Origin of the sequence: Bacillus sp. 205(2023), assembly GCF_037027485.1 — a bacterium.
Taxonomy (GTDB): domain Bacteria; phylum Bacillota; class Bacilli; order Bacillales; family Bacillaceae; genus Bacillus; species Bacillus halotolerans.
In genome coordinates, this window is record NZ_JAXCHF010000002.1 from 324,832 (window position 1) to 339,903 (window position 15,072).

Consider the following 15,072-nt stretch of genomic DNA (forward strand, 5'->3'; position numbering starts at 1 on the left):
TTCACCTTTTCTTTTTATAGTAGTCTTGATAATGATAATGTCTTACTCTCTTGGTTCTCTTATTGTAAACGACTTTAAAACTATATTTTTTACCATTCTTATACATCGTCGAATAATAAGCACTATACCCTCTAGCACCATCTCGTTTTCTTTTTCCATATACAATAGTACTAGCTATATGATGCCTAGGAACATATCTATTATTTTTAGCATGTTTATATGCAGTGGAATCATATTTAAATTTCTTCGCTATTCTTTTAGTTTTCTTTGCCCTATATATATTTCTTATACTCCTGTAGGCTCTTTTTGCAAGTTTGAATCTACCTCCACCTACAAAACCGAATGCTGCAGCTTTAGCAACACCTCGCCAGCCCTTTCCAGACTTATATGCTTTATAAGCATCATAAGCCGCAAATCCAGCATTAATCGCAAGCCAAACCCAATGCCCATCCGGATCAACATTCATCACCGGGTTATTATTTCCATAAGCATACCCATTCTGATCCAATGAGTCTCCGTCACTGCCCGGGTCCGGGTCGAGCGATAAGAACACGCCGTTTCTTGGCTCGTAGTAGCGGGCCATGAGATAGTACAGGCCGGTTTCTTCGTCGTATTGGTAGCCTGCGTAGCGGTAGCGGTTGTCTTTTACTTCGTCGCTAGCTTCGGTTTTTGTTGGATTTCCCCATGCGTCGTATTGATATTTGGCAACGGTTTTTCCGGTGCTGTCTGAGATCGCGATGACGTCTCCGTGTGCGTTGTAGTGATAGAAATATTTCTTGCCATTCTCCGTGTAGGATAACAGCTGGCCGCTGTCACCGTACGTGTACGATTTTGTGACTTTGTTGTCTGCGTCTGTTTCATACAAGACGTTCAGGCTGTCTCCGTCGTAGAAGTAGTTCGTGACTTTTCCGTTGACGTTTTTTTGGATTCTGTTTCCTTTTTCGTCATATTTGTATGTTGCGAAAGGCTTGTCTTCGCCTTTTTTTGTAACAGCAATCAGGTTATCCTCTGCATCCCACGTATATGTGAATTTGCCGTCGGATGTGCGGTTGCCGTTTTTATCGTAAGAGATGCTTTCATCATTGACTTTTGTCAGCTGGTTCATGATGTTGAAAGAAGCGTTCACCGTTTTGCTTGATCCGTCTTTTACAGTTGTAACGGTTTTCCGGTTGCCGAATCCGTCATATGTGTATTCAATGACAGTTCCGTCTTCATGGGTTTCCTTGATAAGCTGATTCAGCTTTCCATACTCATATTTCACCTTGCCGCTTGCTGAGCTGTTTATGGTTGTGCGGTTGCCGTTTGCATCGTATTCATAGCTTTCCGTCAGAATGCTTCCGCCATTTTTGTCGCCGATATGCAGCGAGCTTACAAGGTTTCTTTCGTCATATGAAAAACTTGTTCCGCCGCCGTTGCCCGTAATAAAGGTTTGGACATTGCCATTTTCATCATAATCAAATGAATATGAAGATGTACTGTCTTTCATCTCAATCATTTGGTCCAGCTTGTTATACGTAAATTGATTCGTTCCTTTTTGGTCCCCATGGCTCCATGAGAAGGTTTTCAGCTTATCGGAGTCACTAGGATATGTCCAAGTTTGGCTGCCGCCGCGGTCAGTCAATTCGGTTAAACGGTTTTTGTTGTCAAATGTCCGTTTCTTTGTGGTGTTCTGCTCTTGATTGACGACCGACGTTTCATTTCCATTTTTGTCATACGTGAAATTGTACTTTTCTGTACCGTTATACGATTTTGATTTCACCCGGTCTGTTCCATCATAAGAAAGAGACACTTCGTTGCCATTCGGTGAAATGGTTTTGGTTAGATTGCTGTTGGCATCATATTCACTTGCTAGCACATTGCCCAGAGGGTCAGTTGTTTTGACAAGCTTGCCCATGACATCATATTCGTATTGATAGGTTTGATCTGCTCCCGCCCGAATGGTTTTGCTTACCTCATTGCCTTCCTTATCATAGCTGTGAAGGATAGACGTGCCGTTAGAGAGCGTCATGTTTGTCAATTGGTCTGCCTGATCATACGTATAGGTTGTTTTTTCACCTTTTGCATCCGTTTCAGCCGTTTTCTTACCCGTTTCATCGTAATCAGTTGAAGTAGAGTATCCTAGTTCATCTTCTTCCTTGGTCACATAGTTTCCATTGCTGTCATACGTGCTTTTTGTTAAAAGGCTTCCTTCAATCAGACGGATATCATCAAACCACGCTGTTCCTGTCGCACTCTTTTGGAACAGTATGCTGATATCGACTTTATTAATCGGCTTTGTTTTTGGTATAACCACAGCTGCGCGGTTCCATTCCTGTGTTCCAGAAGGGAATTTCGCATTGTAGACGCCTGTGCTGCCGTCCGCGTAAGTGACATTAGCCTGCAAAGAATAGTCTTTTTCATCTGTGAACTTGACACTGCTTGCTTTCGACATGCCTGTCAGTGTGAGATAAACCGGTTTGTCGTTTGCGCTTTGCCCTAAGACAACGGTTTGTTTTGTTACTGATCCGGCTTGGGACGCACTGGTCCGGGCAGCTTTTAATGATACTTCATCATTAAAGCCTTCTTCAGAATCAACGGATGCCCCGCTTGCGCTCCAGTTTTCCGTTGCTGCTGTGAAACTGCTGTTTTGAACTGGGTTATAGCTTGACGATACTTCGCCTTTTTCCAGCTGGACTTCATCAAACCATGCTTTTCCTTTGCCATCTTTATCTCTATGATCGACTTCCATATACACAACAGCTTTTCCTGCATTTGCTGGAGTCGTAAAAGTGATTTGCCGTTTTGTCCAGTCATTTTTCCCGGCTAGTGCACTGTATTCATTGTGAATCCATTGAATTCGTTTTTGATCTTTGTCTCGCAAATCAATGTTAAAGTAGGCTCTTGATTTCACTAGATCTGTTTTGATTTTCCCGCTTAATGTATATGTTGTATTCGGCTCCAGTTCCACTGTTTGTGTCGCTGACGAATACCCGAGATCTGTTCCGGCAGACGTTGATTGACTCAAGACTTCCAATGCCTTTGATCCAGATAGAACTCCGCTTTTATCGGCGATGACTGAGATTTTGCCGCTGTCTCTAGATGCGGTCAGATTCCAGCCGGATTTTTGCGCTTCAAAGCTTCCATCTTTCAGGATATTGGTTGAGGCTGATAACTCTTTGCTGGATTGAATCTGATTTCCGTATTTATCATAAACGGCTGCTGAAGATGATTTTCCGCTCTGATCGGTTTCGGATACAGCATCCAGTCCGTCATAGGCTATATCCGTGACATTGCCCTCGGTATCCTTCATCTTTGTGACATCGTTGTTTTTGTTGTATTCGTATGTCTCAGTTCCATATGCGTCTTTAACAGACGTAACGTTGCCATCTTTGTCATATTGATAGCTTTCCGTTGCTTTTCCTGTTCCGACGTCGTTTGGATCTACATCTTCTACGACATTGTTGCCTTCATACTTTGTATTCGTTGTAATTTTTAACCCTTCCGCATCATCAATGACCTGAATCGGATTTCCAGCTTCATTATAGCCGTACTGTACTTTCCGGCCATTCGGCTGTGTCATGAGAAGCGTCTTTTTATCAGCATCATAGCTATAGACATATGTTTCTTTCTTAGCATTGATCGCTTTATCGAGACGGTGCCCGTTATACTGATATTCGGTAAAGACAGGCTTTGCTTCGGTACTGTTGGCTGAATATTGTTTGACAAGGCGTCCTTCGCCATCATAGTCATAGCTTGTGACAGTCCCATCTGTATCCGTGACTTTCTTCAGCAAATCATTTTCATATGAGTAGGTAACTTTCTTATCCTTAGGTCCGGTGGTGGAAGTCACATGGCCATTTTCATCATATGTGAATGTGAGCTTGCGGCCCGATGCATCTGTAATGGCTGTCAGTTGATTTTTGTCATTGTAAGTGTAGACAGTTGCATTGTTGTGGCCATCCACTACCTTTTGAAGCTTGCCGCCTTTTTTATTGAAATAAGCGTTTGTTTGATCCTTTGTTTTTAATATGAACTGATCAGCTGTTTCTGTTAATTCAAGATAGACACCGGTCGGCGGCTGATACGTGCCATCGGCTTTTTTAGTAAAGCGATGTGTAGTAGCGTCTTCATCAATATACATTGCCCCGCCGTCCGTCGAGATGACAGATGTTTCTGCATCAGCATACCAGCCTTGTCCAAATAAGTGATCAGAGCTGTCAAGACTGTTGTAGGTTCTTGATAAGCCAAGTCCCGGTCCGCGCCCGTCAATTGACAGATCTTCTTCATTCACGATGACATTTCCTGTCGCACCATTTAACTGGCCGCTTGGGATATCAATGATAGACCAGTATTCTTCTGTTCCAAGGAATTCTGCGCCTTCATGGAACGTTGGGTTAAAGGGTGCTGTCGGGATCGTTTCACCATTCGCATCATAGGCGGAAAGAGTGAAGGAATAATTCTTCTTCCCTTTGTAATTTCCATTTGCATTGTTATAGACAGGTGACGGGTCAAGTGCCAATTCACGGCCTTTTCCGTCTGTATGCAGCTTGTAGCTTCCGGCTTTTATTTCCTCAGAAGTCGGCCAAATGTTTTTATTTTGGGTTGTCCAATGATCCACGTCCCCAACATCATAGGACTGATATTCTTTGCCGTTATAAATATTAATTTTATAGCCTTTCGCTTTTTGAACCTTTTCCCATATCAAATTCACATAACCGGTTTGGCTTGATTTTGTGTTTGTATACACATAACCGGATAAGTTCTTTGGTTTAGCGATATCAGGAAGTGTCGGGTTGGCAGCCGGTGATGCAATGGCTTCGCCGTCTTTGTTATAGGCGATTATTTTAAATGAGTAATTTTTTTTGGCTGTATCCCCACCGGCGTTTTTATAGGTTGGTCCGGGATTGATCGGCAGCTCTGCTCCGCTTCCATCCTTTAGGTGAAGAGCATATTTTCCCGCTTTAATTTCTGCACTTGTCGGCCAGATCTTTTTCCCCTTGGTGGTCCAAGACGTCTGATTTCCGAGATCAAGTGTTTCAAAGCCTTTCCCATTGAACACCTGAACTTTATAGCCAGTTGCACCGGAAACAGCTTTCCAAGAAAGATCGAAGTATCCTGTGGCATTCCCATTATTAAATCCCTTTGTTGACGGTGCTTGTGCTTTCCCTACATTAGGGATAACAGGCTTTGCCGGTGCGGACATCGCCCCTTCTCCCTGATCAAAAATCGCGCTGACCCCGATCCAATAGTTTTTGCTTGTGGCATAGCTTCCGCCGGAGTTCTTATACACTGGAGATGGATCTAGCGCTAATTCAGTTCCGCCTTTTCCATCAAGGTGAAGCTTGTACTTACCGGATGAAATTTCTGCACTTGTCGGCCAAATGTTTTTCCCTTTTGTGCTCCAGGATGTCGTGTTGCCGACTGAGATCGCTTGATATTCTTTACCATTATAAATCCATACCTTATAGCCTTTTGCACCCTCGGCCTTTTTCCAGCTGATATTGAAAAAACCAGTGCCGTTCCCGTTATTGTATGCCTTAACAGCAGGTGTGCTCGCCTTCGGGATGGTGTATGTCACTTCAATATAAGGCTTATTGTTTGAGTTCGCTGAGGAAATTAGTTTTTTCCAATATTCCTTACCGTTTCCGTTTGCATGAAGCTTAAATCCATAATTGGCCCCGCCGGAGTTCCATGACTTTACAGCGGCGGTCACATCGTAACTCGCCCACTGTCCTTTATGGACGTCGGCTTTTCCGATATTTTTAGATGCCGGTTTGGTGTTCCATGTTACTTTTGCATTATCATAATTGCTGTTGACTGTATCCAGCCAAAGACCAGTTGCCTTTGTTCCATAATAGGAATGGGCTACGTATGTTTTTAATGTAGCTTTGCTGACTGTCATATTTTGAATCGGTTTTAAATTGTTAAATTTCATAAACGCATAATTGGTGCCTGTTGTTTTGTCGTAATAACCCGTTTTCAGCACATAGGCCTTCAGATTAGCATCCCATTTCTGTGAAGATGCCGAATAGTTGGTCGTCGGGTAGGCACTCATGACAAACGTATCTGATGAAACAGATAAAGACGTTGACGGGTCGATAGACACTGGATACACGCGTTCAGGGTCTTTCAGCCAGTTCTCGTCTGCCGTGAGATGAAGCAAATACCCTTCTTTATTCTTTTCCAGCTTATAGGTGACTTTTTCTGAACGCCCCACCTCGCCGGAAAGTTCATCCAGTTTTGAATCAGTCATAAAAGGTTTAGGCACAGAAAAAACAACTTTTCCTTTTTCATCAGAAAAATCTATGGATCCATCCTCTTGTTCTTTTGCCTGCAAATCGGTTTTCACCTGAAATGTAAATGTGTTGTATCCATCATACTGATGAAGGACTAAATCTTCTTTTATGTTTTCGTTGAATGTGAAAGTCTGAAGATCAATGTTCGGAAAAACATCCGGATAAACAATCTCATTACTATCAGTCTTATAATCTGCTGGAGTATCTTTCGGAGTAAGTGAAGTTTTATTTGGACCTTTTACTTCTACAAGTGAATATGTAAGCTTGTGATCATTGTGCTCAAAAGTCGCATAAAGTCCGTTCTTCATTTGCTTTTGAAAATCTGAATTCAAAACAGCATTTTCAGTTTCAACTTGTTTGCTTGTCGTTTCTTTTAATTCAGGAGAAATCTCCTCCCAGTCTGCATTCGATGTTTCCTTTGTATGAATAGGATCAAGGTATACTTCCTGTTTATAAACACCGTCCCCTTCATAATAAAGCTTTGTGTTTTCCGTTCTTTCTGAGGTGATTTCTCCCTCTTTGTTTATATCCTTCTCATTAAATGGTACAGCTTTCTCTGTTTGATCATTCTGAAGGGTTTCTTCCGGATCAGCAGTTGCGACACGATTTCCGGACTCTTCTTCTGAAGTTTTTGCCAGTACATCTACTGGCAATAATGAAATCATTAGTGCCAACACTAAAAATACGGCAATCAATCTCTTAACGTTCCGCCTTTTTCTTTTTTTCATTTTCTCTCTCCTTTTGTAATAAAAGTAATATTTACTCAACAATGTTAACGTCACTGAAATATTATTACAATATTTTTCTAGAAAATTTATCTTATTTTAAGATTTAAACAGAGCAAAAAGACCCAAAAACCAAAAAAAGGCCCATTTAAGGCCTTTACACTTTTTTCTATCATGATTGAAATTGTTCTAAATCCTTTTCTTCAGCAGCTGCATCCGCCTTCCCCTGCCTCCTGACAAGCGTCAAAGCCATACCCGCAAAGATCATTGCAATGCCGAGTGTCTGAAAAAGATCCGGGCGGAATCCCGTAAACACGGTATCGAGCACGATCGCGACAGCGGGGTCGAGGAAGACAATGACCGAAATAAATTTCGTTGATAAAAATCGCAAACTGTCAAAAAACAGCAAATACACAATACCTGTATGAATAATACCAGTGGAGACGACCATGATCCAGTTTCCCTGAGACAGGTTTACAAAAGCGCCGAAGTGAATAAACGGAATCAGGATGATAACCCCTAAACCGGTTTGCAGGAAGGTGGTCGTGTAAGGGCTGAGGTTTTGAATGCCTTTTCCCAATAAAGTGGTGAACGCATAAAACAGTGCGGCGAGAACTGCCCAAATGATTCCTGATCCCATCAGCTGTGTCAATGAAGTGCTGCCGTTAATCCCGGAAATCAGCGCCGTTCCAAGAAAGCAGATGATAATGGAGCTGACGGAGATCACATTTAATTTTTCTCTATAGATAATACTCCCCAGGAGAAGAACAAGCACAGGTGCAAGGTGGTATACAGAGATAGCAATTGTAACTGACGTTTCTTCAAAAGACTTAAATAAGAAGACCCAGTTGAATACCAGAAAGAAACCGCATGCTAATGTTTGAAGGACTTCCCGCTTGCTCCATTTTTCAGTTTTATGCTGACCGGACACCAGCCAGCAGAAGCTTAAAAATAACGTCGCGCACAGACAGCGAACGAATACCAATTCAAACGACGGCAGATTGGTATGCTCAGAGAAAAAGCCGATAGAACCGAAAATCACCATGGAGATGACCATTTTCAGCACGGCTGTAGATTTTTGTTTTTGTAATATGAGATTGTGCTGCATCAAATGCCCCCCAGTATAGCTATCTAGCAGATATAAGAGAAAATCCTCTTTTTTACATATTGATACTATTATAAAGGAAGCAGTTCCATAAATCACCCAGAGTTATTTTACGAATCTATACATAAAAAAAGCGCCTTGCAGGCGCTTTTTTCTTCTTATCTATCGGACAATTAATACAGGACAAGTTGATAATTGAGACACTTTATGGCTGACGCTTCCAAGCATCATTTCTTTCAGGCCGCTGATGCCCCGGCTTCCTACTACGATCAGGCTGACGCCTTTCTCTTTTGCGGTATTTAAAATTTCATATGCCGGCTCTCCCTGTGCGTAAATGATGTCGGTTTGAACGCCGCTTTCGGCCGCTTTCGCTTTCGCGTTCTCAAGGATGTGTAAGCCTTCTTTTTTCACTTCTTGCCTGATTTCATCAATAAAATGTTCTGGTACATAGACAATCCCGGTCAGAGAAGAAGTTGCTACGACGGCTTCTCTCCCCACATGAAGGATGCTTAGTTCTGCCTGCTGTTCTTTTGCCAGATGCACTGCGGCATCAAGGGCTTTTGCACTCATTTCTGACCCGTCAATCGCAACTAACATTTTGTTAAACATACGCTTCCCGCCTTTCGGACTGTGGGTGGTTCATCTTTCTCTTTTATTGTCCGCCTGCTGTCTGTTATTGTCAATTGCGGTGTATGTTTTTTCATAAAGTTGTCAGAGACTTTCTCCGTTTGTGGCAATGACCTGCTGATACCAGCCGAAGCTTTTTTTCTTGATGCGATTCAATGTTCCGTTTCCTTCATTGTCCCGATCCACATAAATGTAGCCGTAGCGCTTTTTCATTTCCGCAGTAGATGCGCTGACAAGGTCAATCGGTCCCCATGATGTGTATCCGATCAGCTCAACGCCGTCAGCAATCGCTTCGCGCGCTTCCATTAAGTGGTCCCGCAGATAGTCAATTCTGTAATCATCGTGAATGGAGCCGTCCTCCTCAACTTTGTCTGCCGCGCCAAGGCCGTTTTCCACGATAAACAGCGGCTTCTGATAGCGGTCGTATAACGTGTTGAGCGTGATGCGCAAGCCTTTCGGGTCAATCTGCCAGCCCCATTCTGATGATTTGAGATATGGATTTTTCACACCGCCCAGCAGATTGCCCCCTGATTTCGCAAGATCTTCAGGATCGGTGCTCGCCGCCATGGACATGTAGTAGCTAAATCCGATGTAATCGACCGTATGTTTTTTCAACAATTCCTCATCGCCTTCAGCCATTTCAATCGTAATATTGTTTTCGGCCAGATAGCGTTTCATATATCCCGGGTATGCGCCTCGTGCCTGAACATCTGAGAAGAAAAGTGTTTTGCGCTCATTCTCCATTGCCGCGAAAACATCCTCCGGCTTAGAAGTCATCGGATAGGTTGTCGTTGCCGCTATCATACAGCCGATTTTCGAATCAGGAATGATCTCGTGTCCCGCTTTGACAGCAAGGGCACTGGCGACAAATTGGTGGTGTGCCGCCTGGTACATCGCGTTTAATTTGTTTTCTCCTTCTTTAAAAACAAGGCCGCCCCCGGTAAACGGCGCATGGAGCACCACGTTAATTTCATTGAACGTCATCCAATACTTCACTTTGTGCTGATAGCGTTTGAAAACCGTTTTGGCATAGCGTTCATAGAACTCGATGACTTTGCGATTTTTCCAGCCGCCATAATGTTTCACAAGACCGAGCGGCATTTCATAATGAGAGATGGTCACGACTGGCTCAATATGATGCTTTAACAGCTCATCAAACAGATCGTCATAAAATTTGAGGCCTTCTTCATTTGGCTCCTCTTCATCGCCATTCGGAAAAATTCTTGTCCACGCAATCGATGTGCGGAACGCTTTGAAACCCATTTCTGCAAATAAGGCAATATCCTCTTTATAACGATGATAAAAATCAATTCCGGTATGATACAGATTTAAAGAAGTCATCGATTCATCAAATGGAGACATGATGCCGTTCGGTGATACATCAGCTGTCGAAAGTCCCTTACCGCCCTCGTTATAAGCACCCTCCACTTGGTTGGCAGCGACCGCGCCGCCCCATAAAAACCCTTCTGGAAATCGTTTTGCATTTGCACTCATTACAGTTCACCTCATCAGTTTATTTTTTAAGATAAAGCAAGCAATGCTTCTTTTATTTGAACCCTGCCGATTTCTTTTACCGGCGAAAATGAATATTGGTCTGTGTTAGTGACGATAACCGGAGTGATCACGTCATATCCAGCTGCTTTAATCTGTTCCAGATCAAAGGAAACGAGCGGATCTCCAGGCGCGACCTTGTCGCCTTCTTTGACATGAGACGTGAACCATTGGCCCTCCAGTTTGACAGTGTCCAATCCAATGTGTATGAGGATTTCAGCTCCCTGATCACTCGTAATGCCAATGGCATGTTTTGTTTTAAAAATGGTGGTAACGCTTCCATGAACAGGTGAGACAACTTCTCCTTCTTCAGGCTCAATGGCAAACCCTTTTCCCATGATCCCGGCAGAAAACACTCCGTCATTGACTTCGCTTAATGCTTTCACTTCCCCTTTAATCGGACTGCGAATGATTTCTCCGCTGCCCTGATGACCATTTGTCACAGAAGGCTGCTGATCACTTTCAGACGGTACATCCTCGAATCCAATAAGATAAGCTGCCGCTGTTCCCGCAACAAACGCAATCACAAGACCGATTATCGCGTAGATAAACGTTGGGCCGATAAAGACCGGGATACTCGGCAGCCCTGCGTTGCCTCCGACAATATAGGAAGCAACACCCGTAACGCCGTAAAATGCGCCGCCAGCCGCACCGCCAAGCAAAGCGGCCGCAAACGGTTTTTTCAATCGCATATTAACGCCGTACATCGCGGGTTCTGTAATCCCCATCAGCGCCGTCACACTTGTGGTAAGCGCAAGCGATTTAAATTTCTTGTTTCTGGAGCGAAGAAAAACCGCAAAAGATGCGCCGGCCTGCCCCATATTCGCCAAAAACATGGCGGGCAGCAAATAATCGTGGCCGTTTTGCGCAATGTTGTTAATCATAATCGGCACCAATGCATAATGCATGCCCGTCATAATGATCAAAGAGAACGTTCCCGCAAGCAAAATCATCGCCACAAGCCCGGCATGATCAAATAAATAGTTTACGCCGACAGACAAGTATTCTCCTAAAATAGCACCCAGCGGACCCACTGTAATCAATGTCAGCGGCACGACGATCAACAATGTCAGGGTCGGAACGACAATCAATTTGAGAGAAGAATGCGTGATTCGGTCAATCCACTTTTCCACATACGATGCGATCCAAATCGCAAGCAAAATCGGGATGACCGTTGATGAATAAGTGGCAGCGGTTACAGGAAGCCCGATAAAGGAAATGCTTTTCCCTGAACTGAGCAGCGCCGTCAAATCCGGATGCAGAATCGCCGCTGCAATCGCCGCCGCTACATACGGATTGCTTCCAAACTTTCTCGCCGCACTCATCGCAAGCAGGAGCGGAAGAAAGTAGAACGCACCGTCACCAACAGCTGACAGAATGACATGGACCTGGCTCTTTTCCGCCATCCAGCCGAATGTGACCGCTAACGCAACAAGCCCTTTGATCATCCCCGCTCCCGCAATCGCAGGCAGAATCGGTGTAAACACACCAGAAATCACATCAAAGACCGCACTCAGCACATTCTTTTTCTGGCCAGATGCCCCGGCGCTCTTTTCATCACTGAGGCTGCTGTTTTGCAAAATCGCCTGATACACCTTCGGCACATCATTTCCGATGATAATTTGAAACTGCTCGCCGCTGATATTGGTGCCCATCACACCCGGCAGCTGCTCCAATTGACTCCGGTCCGCTTTCGAATTGTCATAAAGATTAAAACGCAGTCTCGTCATGCAATGAATCACGCGCTGAACGTTTTCTTCACCGCCTACGAGTTGTAATATGTCTCTCGATAATTTATCATAATCCATGTGTATACCTCCTTTTTTTGGGGGAACTGGCTGGATGAAAGGTGGCCGCCTTTCTCCAGCTTTTTTTGTATTTAATGCTGCATCACCTCCAAAATGAGAATAAAAAAAACCTAAATGACACAGATTGCGAGAGTCTCCTCCTGCACCTGTACCATTTAGGTTTTGCCTGCTTTCGCAGTAACAATCCTGACGGGTCGCTGATTTGTTTGTAGGTATACTTTAGCACTAGATTTATGTGATGTCAACGCTTTCATTTTTGGTGTTGACTAAAGGGAATGGACTATTTTGTTTATAGCGGTAAGCCATTTTGTATATTTTGTTTTTCTTTTACTAAAAAGTCTTGAAACAAATTGCATAATCTATTTATATTTTTTTCATAGGAATATAAAAGCGGATTACATCCGTTATTAGAAGGCTGATAATAAATAAAACCCTTCATATCTTCAGGATAATTCATATCTGCATAAACTTCTGCAAGCTTGCCCAAAAGCTCGGTTGCATGATCACTATACTTTGATTTTACTTCAAGAAGAATAACATATCTCCATTTTCTTTTTTCAATAGCATAAAAACTATTCTCTTCAACTCGTATTATATTCAAAATGGCTTCTTCAATCTCATCCTTGTCTCCCCAAGCCAGTTCTAGAATTTCTTCTTGTTGTACAACGGGATGGTTCATCAAATATTCAACAGCATAATTCATTACTTTAATCTTGTTTATCCACCCCTGCTTCAATCCAACGTAAAGAGTTTTCCAATCGTAATTTACATGATGTACTTTGAAAGTATTTAACGTGATTTTCAATTTCTAATATCCTTGCATTTCATATCTGTCATTAATGAAAATAGTTCCAAGCTGCTTTTTAAATATAACCTTTACCTTTGGTTCGTTATGAATATATATAAATAGTTCAGAATTACATCTCTTTAATTGAGTAACATTTACAAACTTAGATTCAAAAACAAGCAACTCATTGAAGGCGAGACTTAGATTGCACTCCAAAGCATATACATCTATTGTCAGAATCAGTTTAAAGCCTTTCATATCTTGGATAGAATACATGAATACTTCTGCAAGGGGATCACTCGACACGCTTATTGGCTCACTTTCAAACAGTTCTAATAAATCATATTCATTGTAAGTAGTGAACATTTTAAACTGCCCCTTAACTTTTTATTTGTTGTTGCTAGAAAAAGATGATAATTGTCAAAAACCTTGAAAGGTTCACCCTTCAAGGTTTTTCTTTATTATTATTTTAATGCCTGTTCTAATATGTTGATTTCATTATCTCCTACATCGTTTATAATGACACCACAAAAATTGTCATCACTATCCAAACAAAATAACACGTGATTATTTTCTATAAGAGATTCTACCTCATGAGCTGAAAATTGAATATAAACTGTCTTATCTGATATATATACGTTTAATATTCCCTTTTCATCAATATACATTTCATTCTGTTGTCGGTCTACGCTAAAAACAGGAACCCCTTTTATTGGTTCAATGTTTTCAATATTCCATTCTTTAGATTTATAAACACTTTCACACAGAGTTAATGTAATGGAACGAATTTCTCCTTTTTTTTGTGCAAATCCTATTTCGATTAATGATTTTTTAAAATCTCCGGTTCTCCAGTATACCGTTTTATCTTCTGATATATTCCAGTTTCCAAATTCTATATTAATGGGTGTATAGACATCAAATTCTATTTTCATAGGCTTTTTATCTCTACATTCTAATGTTTTTAACATGATTTCGAAATACCTGCTAATTACTTAAAAATTCTATGCTTATCCTGTCAACCTTCATCTCAACATTTTTCCCAATTAAATGAGGATATTCATAAAAATACTCATCTTCATCAGTAAGAACGATTCCAGCATCAATTGAATCCTCTTGCAAAACTCCCCTAATATAATATTGATATCCTAAACCAATTCGTTCTAATTCTATTGTTTTTTCTATACTTTCACGAATAACTAACTCATCCAAAATCGTAAAACCAACTAACACAGGATATTTTTTTCCCACTTCAATTTCATAAGGACAGACAGAAGAAAAACCTGTGAATTCAATACCATCAATTTCGAGTATCACTTCCTCTTCTATATGTGGATCAAGTCCTTTAACATGTGCTTTATATATCATAGGAGAACCTCTTTGATTTTTTTATTATATTGAATGAGATAGAGATTGTTTTTATACATTAAAATCTTGAAAGGCGTTTTGCCAATCAAGGGTTTTATCATAGGCTAAGACTCAAAAGCTGTTTTTTCTGGAAATACACCGCCTTCACTTACTAAACAAACAGCTAATCTTTGTGCAGCTCGATCGAAATAAAATGTTGACGGGAGATCTTTATCAGGAATTTTTTCTAACTCTGAAAACTTCCTAGTTATTTTATTTAATTTCATTTTGCCCATAGTATTTTCATTAGGCCCGAATTTGTAAACCACACTTTCATCATCTTCATAATCTTTTAGTAATAAAACGTATGAAGCCAATGTTTTTTCCTCATTTAATAAAATCTAATTCACTGCACTTTTCTTTTATCCATTCTATTCTTTCATCAGCTTCCTCTGTTGATAAAATACCTCGTTTGTTTTTGTACTTAATATTTTCTTTTGCCCAGATTAAAATGATCTTGGTATATTCCACTGTCTCTATTGTGCATATACTATTTTCTTCTTCGTCTGCGAAAATATCTTCAATCACAGTTTTATGTTTATCAGAACTAATTAGATTTACATTCCCTCCACTTTCGCATATTGTCAATTCCCCAGATAATACTTTTATTAATTGTTCAATTTCTTCCTTTATGCTATCGAAATCACTAAATATATCAGATCCTAATGAATTACTAATGAGGTAACCATTTTTAAGTGATTCTTCTTTTTCGAAATCCAAAATGACTTCATCATAATCATCTTTATATTCAATCGTATACTTATACTTGAGCAATTAAACTTTCTCCCAT

The 15,072-nt window shown here is 41.3% G+C and carries 11 protein-coding genes; all 11 read right to left on the reverse strand.

The window, feature by feature from the left end:
* Window position 1: 1 nt before the first annotated feature.
* A complete protein-coding gene (wapA, locus tag WA325_RS09150; RefSeq protein WP_336183502.1) occupies window positions 2-7,003 on the reverse strand; it encodes a tRNA nuclease WapA in 7,002 nt (2,333 codons plus the stop codon).
* Between the two features lie 169 nt (window positions 7,004-7,172).
* Entirely contained in the window at window positions 7,173-8,108 is a 936-nt protein-coding gene (locus WA325_RS09155) for a DMT family transporter (protein WP_336183503.1), read from the reverse strand.
* Window positions 8,109-8,267: 159 nt separating this feature from the next.
* Window positions 8,268-8,714 (reverse strand): universal stress protein, encoded by a 447-nt coding sequence (locus tag WA325_RS09160; protein ID WP_227598498.1) that lies wholly within the window; start codon window positions 8,712-8,714, stop codon window positions 8,268-8,270.
* A gap of 102 nt (window positions 8,715-8,816) precedes the next feature.
* The gene (gene bglH / locus WA325_RS09165) at window positions 8,817-10,226 is read right to left on the reverse strand and encodes an aryl-phospho-beta-d-glucosidase (protein WP_336183504.1); all 1,410 of its coding nucleotides are present in this window, start codon (window positions 10,224-10,226) and stop codon (window positions 8,817-8,819) included.
* Between the two features lie 26 nt (window positions 10,227-10,252).
* Entirely contained in the window at window positions 10,253-12,091 is a 1,839-nt protein-coding gene (locus tag WA325_RS09170) for a beta-glucoside-specific PTS transporter subunit IIABC (RefSeq protein ID WP_336183505.1), read from the reverse strand.
* Window positions 12,092-12,380: 289 nt separating this feature from the next.
* The gene (locus WA325_RS09175; RefSeq protein ID WP_336183506.1) at window positions 12,381-12,896 is read right to left on the reverse strand and encodes a DUF2247 family protein; all 516 of its coding nucleotides are present in this window, start codon (window positions 12,894-12,896) and stop codon (window positions 12,381-12,383) included.
* A gap of 3 nt (window positions 12,897-12,899) precedes the next feature.
* Window positions 12,900-13,244: a hypothetical protein gene (locus WA325_RS09180; protein ID WP_336183507.1), complete on the reverse strand. Its 345-nt coding sequence runs from the start codon at window positions 13,242-13,244 to the stop codon at window positions 12,900-12,902.
* Window positions 13,245-13,342: 98 nt separating this feature from the next.
* Window positions 13,343-13,846: a hypothetical protein gene (locus WA325_RS09185; RefSeq protein WP_227598493.1), complete on the reverse strand. Its 504-nt coding sequence runs from the start codon at window positions 13,844-13,846 to the stop codon at window positions 13,343-13,345.
* Window positions 13,847-13,862: 16 nt separating this feature from the next.
* On the reverse strand, window positions 13,863-14,243 hold the full coding sequence (locus WA325_RS09190; RefSeq protein WP_227598492.1) for a hypothetical protein: 381 nt from the start codon (window positions 14,241-14,243) through the stop codon (window positions 13,863-13,865).
* A gap of 104 nt (window positions 14,244-14,347) precedes the next feature.
* Window positions 14,348-14,599 (reverse strand): hypothetical protein, encoded by a 252-nt coding sequence (locus tag WA325_RS09195; protein WP_326326599.1) that lies wholly within the window; start codon window positions 14,597-14,599, stop codon window positions 14,348-14,350.
* Between the two features lie 10 nt (window positions 14,600-14,609).
* Window positions 14,610-15,056, reverse strand: coding sequence for a hypothetical protein (locus tag WA325_RS09200; protein WP_227598490.1), 447 nt, complete (start codon window positions 15,054-15,056; stop codon window positions 14,610-14,612).
* Window positions 15,057-15,072: the final 16 nt, after the last annotated feature.

Coding starts and splice junctions, on each gene's coding strand:
- WA325_RS09185 (WP_227598493.1), bottom strand. CDS start 13,846: ATGTTAAAAACATTAGAATGTAGAGATAAAAAGCCTATGAAAATAGAA.
- WA325_RS09180 (WP_336183507.1), bottom strand. CDS start 13,244: ATGTTCACTACTTACAATGAATATGATTTATTAGAACTGTTTGAAAGT.
- WA325_RS09190 (WP_227598492.1), bottom strand. CDS start 14,243: ATGATATATAAAGCACATGTTAAAGGACTTGATCCACATATAGAAGAG.
- wapA (WP_336183502.1), bottom strand. CDS start 7,003: ATGAAAAAAAGAAAAAGGCGGAACGTTAAGAGATTGATTGCCGTATTT.
- WA325_RS09155 (WP_336183503.1), bottom strand. CDS start 8,108: ATGCAGCACAATCTCATATTACAAAAACAAAAATCTACAGCCGTGCTG.
- bglH (WP_336183504.1), bottom strand. CDS start 10,226: ATGAGTGCAAATGCAAAACGATTTCCAGAAGGGTTTTTATGGGGCGGC.
- WA325_RS09170 (WP_336183505.1), bottom strand. CDS start 12,091: ATGGATTATGATAAATTATCGAGAGACATATTACAACTCGTAGGCGGT.
- WA325_RS09160 (WP_227598498.1), bottom strand. CDS start 8,714: ATGTTTAACAAAATGTTAGTTGCGATTGACGGGTCAGAAATGAGTGCA.